Annotated in this window: 11 protein-coding genes; 4 read left to right on the top strand and 7 right to left on the bottom strand. The window is 62.3% G+C overall.

From position 1 onward, the window contains the following. The 4 genes from JMJ55_RS29115 to JMJ55_RS29100 form a co-directional block, all read right to left on the bottom strand. The coding region (locus tag JMJ55_RS29115; RefSeq protein ID WP_202829116.1) for an Hsp70 family protein at window positions 1-1,644 on the bottom strand (1,644 nt) is incomplete at its 3' end. A 58-nt stretch (window positions 1,645-1,702) separates the two neighbouring features. After that, window positions 1,703-3,406, bottom strand: coding sequence for a dynamin family protein (locus JMJ55_RS29110; RefSeq protein ID WP_202829115.1), 1,704 nt, complete (start codon window positions 3,404-3,406; stop codon window positions 1,703-1,705). An 11-nt stretch (window positions 3,407-3,417) separates the two neighbouring features. After that, window positions 3,418-5,379, bottom strand: coding sequence for a dynamin family protein (locus JMJ55_RS29105; RefSeq protein WP_202829114.1), 1,962 nt, complete (start codon window positions 5,377-5,379; stop codon window positions 3,418-3,420). Then, window positions 5,376-6,317: a C39 family peptidase gene (locus tag JMJ55_RS29100; RefSeq protein ID WP_202829113.1), complete on the bottom strand. Its 942-nt coding sequence runs from the start codon at window positions 6,315-6,317 to the stop codon at window positions 5,376-5,378. Before JMJ55_RS29100 ends, JMJ55_RS29105 begins: the two co-directional genes overlap by 4 nt. A gap of 355 nt (window positions 6,318-6,672) precedes the next feature. Here JMJ55_RS29100 and JMJ55_RS32000 point away from each other — a divergent pair, with 355 nt between their 5' ends. The 3 genes from JMJ55_RS32000 (at window position 6,673) to JMJ55_RS29085 (ending at window position 9,402) form a co-directional block, all read left to right on the top strand. Next, entirely contained in the window at window positions 6,673-7,359 is a 687-nt protein-coding gene (locus JMJ55_RS32000) for an HNH endonuclease (protein ID WP_202829112.1), read from the top strand. Continuing rightward, complete coding sequence (locus tag JMJ55_RS29090) at window positions 7,352-7,954, top strand: class I SAM-dependent methyltransferase (RefSeq protein ID WP_202829111.1); 603 nt, start codon at window positions 7,352-7,354, stop codon at window positions 7,952-7,954. The genes JMJ55_RS32000 and JMJ55_RS29090 overlap by 8 nt, the downstream gene beginning before the upstream one ends. A 239-nt stretch (window positions 7,955-8,193) precedes the next feature. Next, on the top strand, window positions 8,194-9,402 hold the full coding sequence (locus tag JMJ55_RS29085) for a PDDEXK family nuclease (protein ID WP_202829110.1): 1,209 nt from the start codon (window positions 8,194-8,196) through the stop codon (window positions 9,400-9,402). 166 nt (window positions 9,403-9,568) lie between these two features. Here JMJ55_RS29085 and JMJ55_RS29080 read toward each other — a convergent pair whose 3' ends face one another. The 3 genes from JMJ55_RS29080 to JMJ55_RS29070 all read right to left on the bottom strand — a co-directional run bounded on the left by JMJ55_RS29080 (window position 9,569) and on the right by JMJ55_RS29070 (window position 13,278). Continuing rightward, window positions 9,569-10,570, bottom strand: coding sequence for a hypothetical protein (locus JMJ55_RS29080; protein WP_202829109.1), 1,002 nt, complete (start codon window positions 10,568-10,570; stop codon window positions 9,569-9,571). A gap of 429 nt (window positions 10,571-10,999) precedes the next feature. Continuing rightward, window positions 11,000-11,923 carry a hypothetical protein gene (locus tag JMJ55_RS29075; RefSeq protein ID WP_202829108.1) on the bottom strand — a complete coding sequence of 308 codons (924 nt, stop codon included), beginning with the start codon at window positions 11,921-11,923 and terminating at the stop codon, window positions 11,000-11,002. 935 nt (window positions 11,924-12,858) lie between these two features. After that, window positions 12,859-13,278 carry a VOC family protein gene (locus JMJ55_RS29070; protein ID WP_202829107.1) on the bottom strand — a complete coding sequence of 140 codons (420 nt, stop codon included), beginning with the start codon at window positions 13,276-13,278 and terminating at the stop codon, window positions 12,859-12,861. Window positions 13,279-13,568: 290 nt separating this feature from the next. Between JMJ55_RS29070 and JMJ55_RS29065 the strand changes: the two genes are divergently transcribed. Beyond that, entirely contained in the window at window positions 13,569-13,721 is a 153-nt protein-coding gene (locus JMJ55_RS29065; protein ID WP_202829106.1) for a hypothetical protein, read from the top strand. The last annotated feature ends 59 nt before the right edge of the window (window positions 13,722-13,780 follow it).

Genomic DNA, 13,780 nt, shown 5'->3' with positions numbered 1-13,780 from the left:
GGCTTGCGCTTTTTCTACGGCTAGCGCTTTTTCCTTGGCTTGCGCCTGTGCTCGCGTTTTCGCCTCGGCTTGCGCTTTTTCTACGGCTAGCGCTTTTTCCTTGGCTTGCGCCTGTGCTCGCGTTTTCGCCTCGGCTTGCGCTTGACCCTTGACTCGCGTTTCATCGGCGGAAGGTAGAACAGCTCCCAGCGCTGTAGCGTAATCGGAGCGGTCCCATCCAAGGGTCGGGCAGCCTAGCCGGCGCTCCACTGTCTCCTTAAAACCCCGGAGCCGAGCGGCCCCGCCCACCATTAATATTGATGGCGTCACCGAGCTAGGGAAGCTGGCCCTGGCCGTTTCCAGGTAGCCGGCGAGGCCGTCGCAGATTTGGACCGAGAAGCGCTGCTCGAAGAGCTCCGCGACTGCCTTAGACTCCAGCGGCACCACTCGGTTGCCGATCCGCACCTGCATCGGGCCGCCCCGGCCGATGCTCTCCTTCATCGTCCGCACTCGGCCGAGGTAGTGCATCGGCTGAGCATCGATCGCCGCCACCGCCTCGACATCGCCTTGGTCCTCCAGCAGGTCCTTAACAAGCCTTAGCAGCTCATTGTCGAGGACGCGGCCACCGACACGGAGGTCGCCCCATGGTGGGCACTCCGGCGCCGTCCGAAAACTGCCGTCCACGTCGCGGCGCAGCAGAACACCGTCCACCGTGCCACCGCCGCAGTCGAGGACCACGACCGCCTCGACGCCCGCCTTCGTACCTGCCACCTCCGCCCAGGCCCGCGCCGCGGCGACCGGCTCGTCGATGAACTCGACCTCCGTAAAGCCGGCCATCCCGGCGGCTTGCCGCATGACTCGCTCATCCGCCGGACCAAAGAGGACGGGACGGGTAAGCCGGACGCGCGCAGGCTGGCGCCCGCCGAACGCTGCTATGTCAGCGGCCCGGGTGCGGAGGTCCGAGAGCATTGCCGCCAGCAGTGATGCCGGCGGTGCCCAACGACGGTTGCCGGCCCGCACTTTGGTTTCCCGCAGAACCTGCTTGAGCTGTGCGACGATGCCTTCCGGCTCCTCGTCCAGCTTGAATTCGGCGTCCCAGCCCCAGTGGATCTGCTCCCCACCGGCGGGCAGGTGGAACAGCGACGGCGCATAGGGCAGGTCGCGCTCGCCGAAGCGCATCAGCTCCGGGCCGCTGCCGTCGAAGTAGGCCAGCTTGGTCCGCGTCGTGCCGAAGTCGATAGCCACAAGATCCGTTATTGCGGCGCATTTTCGAACTGATGAGTCCTCGCGCACGGCCGCGTTACCGCCAGTCCAGCCCTGACGCCGCCATGTGGCTTCGTGCTCGTCGAGGTCTACCGCGCCGTGCTTTGCCAATACGTCCATAGCACGGTCGAGTTGAGCTTTCTCCACCTGCGCTACCACCAGAGTCCCGCCGCGGCGCATGCCTTCCAAGTAGGTGTGCTTATCTTGGTCGGGGATGAAAAGCCCGCGCAGGGAAGCGAACAAATCCCTGGTTTCTTGGTCGGAGGCCGCGCTGCCGTTCGTGCTTGAGCCTGCCTCGACCCGCACGGACGATCGGTTCACGCCGGCCTCCGACACGAGGGCCTGGACGGCCAGCGCCGCTTTGGCGTGGCTGTCGAACAAGGCGCTTAGGGTGAGGGTCATGTATCCGCCCGCTCCACGACCGGTGAGAAATGCGTGCGAGCGGCGGCCGTTGCGCCAGTCATGGCTTCTCGTCGAGCCAGTTGATGATCGGCAATAGCCGCTCCACCGCGTGCTCCAGGACTGATTGGAGTTCCCCCCGGACGCGCCACTGGCGCCGGCTCCAGCGCTCAAGGGCGCCGAGTGCCGCCTCCAGCGCATCGGCACCGGTGTGAGATGCTGCGAGGCCGAGCCGCTCGCCGATTTCCGGCCCGGCCTGGCCGAAAAGGCGCCGCAACTCCATGAGCTCCTCTGGCGCCAACTCCTCGAGCGCCGCCTCGTGCCAGAGAGCGTCAAGCCAGCGCAGGCATTCGACATCGCGCTCCAGCAGACGGAACTCGCGCTCCGCCCGGTGAACGATCCCGTCGAGTTCCTCCTCAACTTCCTTAGCTAATCGTGCCTCGGCCTGCACCGACTGGAGCGAGCCTTCCACGTATGCCAGCACCGGCCCGAACTCTTTGTCCTTGGCAACGGCGCGCGCGAGTATCTCATGGGACGCGCGCGCTCTCTCCTCCAACGCCGACTGCCCCTCGCGCACTTCCCGCAACATCAGGAGCGCGGTGGCGCAAGGGGCGCGAGCCTTGCTAAGCACCGCACCGGCGCGGATCAGGCCAGCCAAGGCCAGGAACCGCTCCTGGAGCAGCGTCCGCAGGCGGTCGATGCCGGCGGCATCCCACAAGGCCTCGTGAAGCGCTTCGCCCGAGGCAATGCCGCGAGCACGCGCCATCCACACCGCGAAGGCGAGCACAGGCCAACTGACCTGACTGAGGAGTTCGGTCCGCCCCTCCTTCGAAATTACGGCGTCGCTCACATCATCGCGGAAGTAGTCCGGGGCGAGCATCAGCTCATCGAGCACACCTTGTGGAGTGCCTGCGGCCAAGTGGGCAATCTGATCCCATACCGTCGCGGGGAGCTCAATGCAGCTCAGCCCGACCAGTCCGCTCACTGGGAGAACGGCCGCTACCTTGCCGGCCAATTGCCCCCGGAGGCGCTCGCACATTCGCTGAGCTTCCTGCATCGGATCCGGGCGCAGGTGCTCCCACTTCTGCACCACGGCGATGCTGTTGTACGCAGAGGCACCGGGCAGCCGAGTACGTTCTCCAAACAACCGCAGCAGATTGCTGTCGTCCCGTCGCGCCACCGGGTTGATCGCGTAGACCACCGCATCTGCGCGGCCGCCGTGCCTCAAACTCTCGGTTTCCAGCACTTCAGCAAGGAAGGACTGCACCGCCTCTTCATGGCCAGCGATCGTGCTGCGGGTCCCGGGGGTATCGACAAGATTGCACGCCCGCAAGAAGTCCGACGGTGCAAAGAAGTCCAGGGCGCGCGTGCGCCAGGCATTGTCAGCTTGGCCGAGCCACTCCCCGACCCGTGCGAGCGGAACGTCTTCCGTGCTCCCGTCCGTCCAGTGTGCCCGAAACTGATTACAAATCGCACCCTCGCCGTATCTGAACCAGTTCACGGTAGCGGTGGTTTCAGTTACACCAACGGGCGCTAGGGAACGCCCTATTAGGGCATTCAGCAATGTCGACTTGCCAACGCGCATCTGCCCTACCACAGCGACGGTGAACCGGCTCTGCAATGCTTCTGCGAAATCCAGTTCTGCGACGCGCAGCGAAAGGTGGGCAGTTAAAGGGTGTCGCAACAGGAGCGCAGGCACCTGTTCAGCGAACTTAAGCAGGGCGGCCTTTTGGTCAACGTAGCCGAATATTGGAGCAGGTATCACGCTGCTTCCTGTTAAGCTGGCAGAGTAGCTGACGGCGCAGTGTGTACGATCTCGGATCTATCCAGAGACCCTATGGCGGCAGCAGCGGCTCGCAGCACCGCGTCTGTCCTACTCAGCAAGCTGCCCAGGCGTAACAGTTCATCCTGCGCCTGCTGCTTGCTCTCGCTCTGTGCTTTGGCAACGATCTCCAGATTTCGAGTTAACTCCGTTTCGACGGCCTTCACCGCTTCCTTGAAGGCGGCTCCGGCCTTCCGTTCTGCCATTGTCAAGGCTTCGTCGAGAGCGCTCTTACCCTTGCGCTGACAGACGCGACAAGCATCGCTAAGCGCAACCTGCAGCTTCCCCAATGCCTCCTCACGTCGGCGCACGTCCATATGGAAATAGGTAAGGACCGTGCCGAAGCTCATCGCGCCGACGCCCATAATCGAGAAGGGGCTCAGCGGTGGGAACACGAGACTAACGGCTAAGTTCACCATCGCAAACCCGGCCATTCCGCCGAACAGGGCGCCACGTGCATCTTCGAAAAGACTGAAAGGCATGTTGAGAGACCTCATCTCCAAACACGGAGCTAAGACCCTTTGGAGAGCGGGGGTGTCGCTAAGGTCCGTTTGAATCGATCTTCCGACCCGCTCGGACGTCTCCGCAATCAACCGCGCTACGTCCTCGTCACAGGACCGCTGAATATCGAGGGTGATGCGAGCGCAACTGTCAATCAATCCGGCGAGGAGCTCGCCAGCCTGCTGGTCGATGTCGCGGGCCTTGGTGCCGCCTGCGCGTAGCCTATCGATAACGGGCCTAATCAGCGCGCCGTTCGGTGATGGATCCAGCTCGTCCTGCAGAAATTCGACTTTCATTCGCTTTAGATCACTGAGAGCATGCTGGAACTCGGTTGCTATGCGGTTGTAAGTTCCCACCCGCCAGGAATCGAACCTCACCTTCGCCTCAGAGAACTCACGCTGTAGAACGTCGCGTTCCTCCTTAGTTTTCGCCGAATAAGCGAGGCGCTCATCGTTAAGACGCCGGCGCATTCCGGCTGCCTCCGCGTTGATCGCATGCAAGAGGGTTCCAGCTAATCTTCGCCTCTTTGCTGCCATCAGCTGCCCTTGAAGGAAGCTGTTGAGCGCAGCAAAGCCGCTCCGCTCAAAATCGCGACTCGATTGCTTCGAGTCCGCTCTGTGCTTAATTGTCGAACTGACAGGAAAGTACACTGTTTTCCGCGAGTCCAAACCTATAGCGCTGCCAAGAATAGCAAGGTTTCGCTCTTTCCAGGCCTGCCAAGCTCCCTCTTCAACGAGGTCGGTTTTCGTCTGAACGAAAAACACGAACGGCGTGATCTTGAGGAAGCGCTTCAGCATATGCACCTCCTCGCGGCTGATCGGCGCTTCGGTAGAATCCAGCACAAAGAACACGGCATCCGCTTTTGGCACATAGCGCCAAGTAATCTCAGCGTGCTCTTCTTGAAGGCCGCCCAACCCCGGAGTATCAATAATAGCCAGTCCGGACTTCAGCAGCGGGTGCGGCAGCTGGACACCCACAAAATCGACCCGCTTGGCATTGCCGGGATTGCCATCTTCCGTTCCAAACTCGGCCACCTGGTCCGAGCTGACCTCCAAGGGCGGTTGTATGTCCTCCGGCCTATCCGGGTCTTCAGGGAGGAAAAACACCCGGTACGTCTTGCGCTCGCCGTACATGATCTTGAACACGGTTGACGTCGCAATTTGATTGCTTGTCGGCAACAAGTTTAGCTCGCCAAGGAGAGCATTGATGATCGACGACTTGCCCTTTTTGATCTCGCCTGCGATGACAAGGCGAAACAGGCCGAGATTGTAGCGCTCGAGCAGTGGCGCTATCCGCGACACGGCATCCTGGTTACCCAATTCATTGGCCAAGCGGCCAAACGCGGCAGCGACCTCCGATGTGCCGGCATCAGAAGATGAGCTCAACCATGTCTGGCCGGATATGCCGGTTCTCATATTGCTCGGAATAATGCGTCTCGATCAGCTTGCTGGAGTTCCTCCAGAGGGCTGCTTGCAGGGGGCAGAGATGCAGCATCAGCACCGTACCGACGACCACCTAATGTGCCATAATCGTTCGCTGCGTCGACGCGGCTGGCGAAGCCAGGATGCGCCTCTTCAAAGTACTCAGTGAGGGCCGGGATTCTGCCCTGAGCCGGGTCAAAGTCGGCGTTGGTGATTTGGTAGTCCGGCGGTGCTTGGTCAGTAGCCACATAGGCGTAGCCGCCTCGGCTCCAACTGTCAGCAAAGTGCCTGAGATCGTAGGATTTGCCGCCGCCGTTCGGGTCGCCTGAGTCGTTGATGATGACCTTCGGGTTGGCAGGATCGCTGAGGTCCATCCCCGTTACCCAAATTGCATGGTCCGCTATCTGGGGATCGAGTGGACCATCGGCACCCCAAAGTTCACCCGAGTCAATCGTTACGATGACCCTGTGACCTGCCGCAAGCTCAGCCACCAGATCCTCAATAGTTGCATCCGTCTTCGTGTGGTTGGGGACACCATACTTGTCCAGAAGCTTACCCATATCAGGAAGATAAGTGCCGGCGTCCGTCAGCCAACCATTAACTGTAGCGTCATAAACAAGCTGAGCTTCCGTAACGGCCGTCCCGGTAAATGTCTCAATAATACCCAATTGTGCAACTATAGCGCAAGTGAAGCCAGTGTCTTGATGCTGCCAGTGCTGAGCGTCGCGTTCGGGATCGCCCACCAGTGCCGGACTGACGGGGCTAGCGGTTCCCCTGTCGAGCTGCAGTTCGTTATGGTCTTGATTATTTTGTAATGAATCCAACAAGCTTGATTCTGTCGGAGGGGACCCGAAGGTGCTTGGTTGGGCTATGTCCTGGATAGATTGAGTCAAGTCTGTTGGACTGTCAGATCCTGTCGGCGTGTCAGACATGCAGCCTCTCCCATCGCGCTCAAATTCTAGAACAGCGTCATTTTTGCCAGATGAGTATTCGGCAATTCAGCAATAAGCGCTTCTGACACATGCGTGAGGTAAGCACATCCTCACTTGCGTTCATTCGTAACTAACGGCGCGTTCGCCTTGGCCGAGTCCCAGCTCGGCTTGGCCTGATCCTCCCCCTTTCCATGGTACTTGGGCGAGTACCTACAGCTTGTCGCCAAGCAGATACCTTGCAGTCGAGCAAGTTCCTGGACGCCTGCTGCGCCTTCAACCGCGGTGAGTTGTCCGAGGACGCGCTGGTAGGCACCACGGCCCGGCTAAGCTCAACAACGTCATTGACGCCTTCCATGTGGTCGGCAGCGGGCCAGTCCCGGTCCGCTTCTTCGAAGACGAGAGAGGAGGCAACGGCGGCGGGGGCGGCGCCATCCGCCTGACCGACGACCTGCCGCGGCTTTCTGCGTCCGTGCAGGGGACGGGCCTGGCCGAGGAGGCGGAGGCGCGCTGGCGGCTGGTGGAGACCGCCTGGCAGCTCGACCTGCCCCGGGCTGGCGTCGCGGTTCAGGCCGATGCGGCCCAGGACCTGCTCTTCGTCGAGCAGGACCGCCGGATCCGGCGCACCAGCCTGACCCGGGTGCGCGCGGCGCTGAACGGCTATCAGCGGGGGTGCTGCTTCTATTGCCAAGCAGAGGTGCCGCTCACGGCGACCGATGTGGATCACTTCTTCCCTTGGGTACTGAAGGAGCGCGGTGAGATGCCGGATGCCGACGGAGTGTGGAACCTCGTCCTGGCGTGCCGAGGCTGTAACCGCGGCGAGCGCGGCAAGTTCGCGGCCGTCCCCTCGCCGCGGTTGGTCGCGCGCCTGCATAAGCGCAACAACTACTTGACGGACAGCCACCACCCCCTGCGCGAGACGATCATGCTCCAGACCGGGGTGGATACCGAAGCGAGGGCTTCCTTCCTGCGTGTTCGGCAGCAGATCGCGCGCGATCACCTCATCCATGAGTGGGAGCCGGTGGGTGCAGAGGCTGATGTCTGACGAAGGGGAAGACACGATCGGCTACTACGACCGCAATGCCACGCGCTTTGCAGCCGACACCGCCGATCTCGACATGTCGGCGCTGCACGACCGCTTCCTTCGGCATCTTCCGCCCGGTGGGCGGATTCTCGACGCGGGCTGTGGTGTCGGGCGCGACGCGCTGGCCTTTGCGGAACGGGAGTACTCGGTAGTCGCGTTTGACGGGTCGGCCGAGATGGTGCGGTTGGCGCGGGAGCGCCTCGGCACTGGGGCGGAGGTCCGGCACATGCGCTTTGGCGACGTGGCCTGGCGGGAGGAGTTCGACGGTATTTGGGCCTGCGCATCGCTGCTGCATGTGCCGGCTGCGGACTTCCCGGCCATTACTACGAAACTCGCCGCTGCACTACGGGCCGGGGGCGCCTGGTACATGTCATTCAAGGTCGGTGAAGGGGAACACATCCGTGGAGCGCGCATGTTTATGAATCACTCGGAAACGAGCCTGCGAGCAGCCCTAAAACATGCTTCGGTCACCGTGGTTGATGTTTGGACTACTGCTGACGTTAGACCGGGTCGCCAGAACGAGGGGTGGATCAACGCTGTCGCGGTTCGGGCGTAGAACGCCTGCCACCTCGCTCCATCCTTTCACCCCCTCGGAAAGAGCGGGACTGAGCGAGCAGGGCTGCCTCTCTGTGCAGCCCGAGGCGCTTCTATCAGGCGAGACCTTGAAATGCCGTCTCTATCAACTTACCCGCAATCATCGAGGAAGATTGCAGGATCGGTGCCAACTTTCCTGATCATGCGGATTCCCCCATGTACCCAAAACTCGTTTTGACAGACGCGGACGGAGCGCCACCGATGGTACTCGAGCGCGTCCCGCTCGCTTCGAGCGGACGGAACGAGGCGTGGCTCCGCGATTTCCTGTTGCGACACCCCGAAGCCTTACCGGCGGCAGAGATCGACCCAGCCTACGCGAACCCCATCCCGGTCTGCCGCGAGTTGGCCACGCCAGCCGGGCCCATGGACGCGTTATTCGTCAACAGGCACGGTGCGCTGACTATCGTCGAATGTAAGCTTTGGCGCAATCCGCAGGCGCGCCGTGAGGTGGTTGGGCAAATTCTCGATTATGCTAAGGAGCTTGCCCGCTGGCATTACGAAGACCTGCAACGAGAGGTTTCGAGGTCGCTGCGCCGGGGTGGAAATGCACTCTTCAACCTCGTCGCCGATCGGGCCCCAGACGTCGACGAAGCGGTTTTTGTCGATGCTGTGGGGCGCAACCTTCGGTCCGGTCGCTTCCTTCTACTGGTCGCCGGCGACGGTATCCGTGAGGGTACTGAAGGAATTGTCCAGTTTATGCACGGCCACTCCGGCATGCGGTTCGCCTTCGGCCTAGTAGAGATGGCGGGATATGAGCTGCCTGGGGGTCAGCTGCTCGTGCAGCCACGCGTCCTGGCCCGCACCGTTGCAGTCGAGCGGACAGTTGTGCGCATCGTGGATGCGATTGCGCCGGCCGCAGGTGGGCTGGGCGAGACAGCCGATAGTGATACCGAGATTGACGCTGATCCAGGGGACCTGCCTGCCCCGGTGCGCCGCAGGGACCCCGCAGCCATCGAAGCTGACAGGCGCTTTTGGGAGCAGTTCGTGCGTGGGTTGCGTCTGGATGACCCTTCCCAGCCGCCGCCACGTCGTAAAGGGGTCGGGTGGGCACGTTACGAGCTCAGCACTACCGATGCCTGGATCACGGCATACCGGGCACGCTCCCTAGATCTCCTCGGGACCTACGCGGACTTCCGCGGTGAGTCAGGCGCCCGGCTGTACGCGGCGATCGAGGCCGAACGCCCGGATGTCGATGCCATCCTGAGTGCGGCGTGGCCAGGGAGTGTGCCGGAGTGGGGGGAGACCGCGCCCCACTCGAAGTGGATCGCGTTGCGTTTGCGTGTGCCTGGGGATTGGTCCGACGAAGAGCAAGCTCGACACGCCGCCTGGCTTGCAGCGGCGGGCAACGCCTTCGTCAACGCTCTTCGCCCAAGGATCCAAAGGATCCTCAGCGAGTTGCGAGGCGTCTAACGCAAGCCGGATGCGGCTCTGTCGGACCGCACTCCGTGGTATGGCGCGGAGATGTACAATAGCGGCCTCGGGTTGAGCCGCTGGGCGAATCCAAAGCAAGTCTGAATTGCCAACTAGCCTGCTACAGCTGTGCGCCTAGCGACGACCTTCTCTGGCCCATATTCGGTCAAAAGGACGAGCGCACGTCTCGGCTGCGGCTGGGCTTCAACTTTACAGGCTCAGGCGGCTCGAAGCCCTCGTTCTCCGGCAACACCGCCTCCCCGCGCTGCCGTTCTAAGGCGTTTACCGAGGCAAGGCTGGCGAGGATCTGGCTGCCGCGCAGCGCCGGCCGATCGTCGTACCAGGCGAACCAGGGCAGGCCAGCCCGGGTATAGTCGGCGGCCGTCGGCGGCGAGGCGGGTGGCGTCGCGCCAGTCGCGGCGCGCCAGGCCAGTGAATTCGAAATGTGAACGAAGCAGCGTGAGCGGACCGTCGGCTCCCAGTCCTCCATGAGTTCCTGGGCCTTGTTGATCTGCTGTCGAATGCTGCCGCCGGGCGCCAAGCCCATGGCTCCCGCCGCTGGCGGCGATGCCTCACATTGCATGGCACACGCCGGCTCAAATGTCCCCCACTCCGCCTTCCGTTGCTCCCACAGCTCACCCCGCAACGGCCGGGCCAAGAGCTGCAGCCCGCCATGCTCGGTCTTGCCGGTAACCTGCTCCTCGGCTGTGTAGTCTTGGCCGAGCGGCATGGCGACGAACTGCCGCACGGTATCCTTGGCCACGCAGAAGCCGTCCAGCCAAGGCTGGCCGGGCACCTCGACATAATCCTGGTCGACGACGTCAAGCTCGTCGGTCCAGAACTTGCCGTTGACGGCGTTCACCATGCCTGCCGCGATCTTCAGGGCGAACGGATAGCCGCTCGGCGAGGAGAACGAGAGCCAGCAAGCCTCCGCCTGCCACATCGGCATGGCAACACCCCCGCGGCGGCGCCAGTCGGCCGGTATGCGCACCTGCGGCAGGTCATCCACCGTGCGCAACGGGAAGCAGCCAAGGCCGGGGGGAAGATGGTGGTCGCGTCCGTCGTCCGGCACACGCAGCGTGCGCTGAAAAGTCACATGTAGCGTGGCATCCGGGTGCACCTCGGGAAACTCAAAGACTAGCGTATTATCGATGAGTCCGATGGCCATGGTGGCGGTCCTGTCAGGGCGAGGGTCATGTTTACCACGCTTGGCTTCTTACCCACATCGAAATGACAGTTGGAGAAGGTCGCGACCGATGCTCCGGCATTGAGACACGCGGCCAGCCCGCAATCTGCGGCGGCTAACTGATCAGCTTCACGCGCGACGACCTTGGTGATTTCGGTAGCATGAGCGTTACCGCCCCCACTTGACCGTCATCCACCCCCATAACGGGATGCGCCGAGCCTCCGACAGGGCTCAGAGATCATGTTTTCTGGACGTCAGGAGATGTGCGTCCTGCCCGAATCGGAGAGCAATGGATGAACGCCATAGTGCAAAGGTGGTAACAGATATCGCCCCCGCGTATTTTGCTGCGGCCGGGCTGAACACGTCTCTGGCAACCATGCACTGCCGCTCACGGCGACTGGACCATGCCTCTCAAAACTGGTGCCGTATCGGAGCCGCCAAGGGCGGCGCGAGACCCCAGATGGCGAGCACCTCCGGCATAACTTTCGGCTCTGGCTCGGTCCGCTCCAGTGCGAGGAGGCGCGGGGCAATGCTCACCGTGTACTCGTCGATCGGGACTGGGCGCTGCATGCGCATCTGCTCCTCCGGTGACACACTAGCCACAGGAAAAGGGCGTTGTCCCGTCATCACAAACGGGACCTTCATGATGCGGCGCTGCAGTGCCAGGCCGGAAGCGACAACGCCGAAACGTCGGTCCTGGCCGTCGCCCTCCATTCCCTCAAGCCAGCCAAGCTGAAACTCGATGGTTGCCGCGCTGAGGATCCCTGTGAAGCACAGACTGGCCTCATTGGCCTCATCGTCGTCTAGCTCATCCTTCAGCGGCCACAGCAGACGGCAGACGCGAGGATCGCCAAGGTAAAGGAGACCGCCAAAGGCAGCCCCCGGATTACATGGGAAGCGGGCGGCAATCATCTTAACGATGTCCCGGACGGCCGAGAGCGGGTCGTCTGATGGGCTTGCCACAGTGCTGACGAAGTCGATCACCGCGGTCGAACAGATGCTGCGCTCGGGCTCGCAGGTGATGAAGGGCAGGTAGGCGTTCGCCGAGAGGAAGTCGGACTGCTGCTGGAAGCCGGCTACATGGCGGTAGATTTCGCGGCGCAGCGCGACCGACATGCCGCCCTCGACAAAGGTCCGGTATAGGCCTTGGAGATCCCGGATCATCCCCGCGTCGCTCAGCGCGCCGTAGCGCAGGATCTCGCCGAGAAGGTGGTCGGCGGCGCAGGCGTAGCCGCTCAGCCGCCGTTTGGCCTCGTCTGTATCCAGCACCATTTTCAACCACGGTGTGCCTTCCGTGCGGAACTGCGGCTCCCAAGCTGCGAGCTTAGCGACCATGGGAGAGTTCCTTAAGAGCCGAGACATTTGGGAGGCAGATTGTTGCCGGAGGCTCAATGCCTCGCGCGGTCGTCGTCGCCGCGACTTCGAGGATCGTCCGCTCACTGAGCAGTTCGCCGACGAACACGGAAGGCCAGCCAAGGTCCAAGTTGAGTTCGTCACGCTCCCAAAAGGTACGCAGCAGGAGAGCCGCAGCCGCCGCAGCGTCGTAACCGGCCCTGTCGCAGTAGGCGACGATCTCGTTGATGACGCAACCCGGCTCCGACGCGTCGAGCAGCCAAAGATACCAGCGTCGACACGCTCGATCAGTTGAGAGAAAGTAGGTGTCCTTCCGGGAATTTGCTGGGCCCCAGCTCCAGGTGACCTGAGCGACGAGGCGCGCCGAGTGCGGGCGCTTGCGGGGTGCATCTGCGGGCTTCGAGCCTTGGAAGCAAGCGACGCAATCAGGCTGGTTTGACAAGTAGTAACTCCGGAGGTTGCTGCCTTGGGCAGCAGGGAGGCAGCAGTCGCAGCAGTGCGGAGACCTCCAGCACCGGATTGGTTAATCCGTACTGGTTGCCGGCTAGTTGCGGCGCCTTGATCTCCACTCCCGTAGCGGAATGTGCTCAGCCTCCGGCAGCGCCCAAAGCCTGCGTCGGTCGGCTCGGGCCGTCTTCTCAAGCTACTGCAAGGCCGTGTCGTTGCTGTAGCGCCGGTAAACCCAGGCAGCGCCGCGACGGACCATATCGGCGTTAATGTCCACAGAGCCGGCCTACACGCGGCCAACTACCCTGCCGTAACGATCCATGTCCTGCACGGCGATATGGACCACCCTCCGAAAGGCGAGGTCCGAACTGAGTCGAGCCATCCCAGAGGTCCGATCGAGCCCGCTGATCGGATGGGCGCTCACCCAATCTCGACTTTTAGACACCAGCAGCGATTTCGGCCGGAGAGGCTCAATCAGCCTTCGAGGATCGGTCCTGGTGGACCTCCACCACATTACCCTCTGGGTCATGGAAGAAGATTTGCTCCCAGCCGTTCATCGCCCATGCGCCGTAATCCGAAAACGGTATGCCCTTCTCTGTCAGGCGCCGTTTGAATGCGTCGAGATCGTCCGTCCGGAAGGCAATATGGCCGCGCTCAAGAGGATTGATTGAGTTATTGGTACGGAAGCCGACCCCGAGGTCCCGCTCCGCTAGATGAAGCTGGGTCGTACCATCGGTGACGAAGGCTACCTTTCCGGCATAGCCGCTAGCCGTAACGCGAGCAGCTTGCAGCGAAGGTTCAGGTTCCAGATCGAGCACAGCGCGGTAGAACTCGCTCATGGCTGGAACGTCGGTCGAGCAGAAGTTCACGTGGTGCAGCTTGATTTTCATAACGCCGTCACTCCCGTCCCGCGGTTGTCGCAGTGGAGCTTAGCCGCCCCTTATTTGCTGTGACTATGCCTACCGATCCGCAATCCAAAATTCAATTTGTAAGCCGTACTCCGGCCAAGTTCGAGCGCCGACATCAGCGTTAAGCGTTGGCTCAATCTGCTTGGCATTTTCTGGCAACGGAGCGAACAGTCGTGTGCGCATGGTGAGCCGGCGCCGCCCCGACCGGCGTCTGAGCGGGGCTCTGGGCAGTAGCACCCGGCTGGTCGGGTGCCGAGCCCCAGAGCCCTGACATGGCCCTCTCCAAAACCGCCCTCCGCATCCTCGCCGAGGCCGCACCGCACCCGCTGCGGCTGGCCGCACCGCCCGACAAGCTGCCCGCTGCCGCCGCCCGGGCGGTGCTGAGCAACTTGCTGAAGCAGGGCTACGTTGTTGATTTGCACTGAGAGCTGACCCAGGAGGGGCCGAAGTTTTCGTCGAGAAATGACCCGTGTCTGTTCACCTC

Origin of the sequence: Belnapia mucosa (genome assembly GCF_016775475.1) — a bacterium.
GTDB classification, from domain to species: domain Bacteria; phylum Pseudomonadota; class Alphaproteobacteria; order Acetobacterales; family Acetobacteraceae; genus Belnapia; species Belnapia mucosa.
Note: the sequence above shows the minus strand (reverse complement) of the source record. Positions and strands in the feature narration are given on the sequence as shown.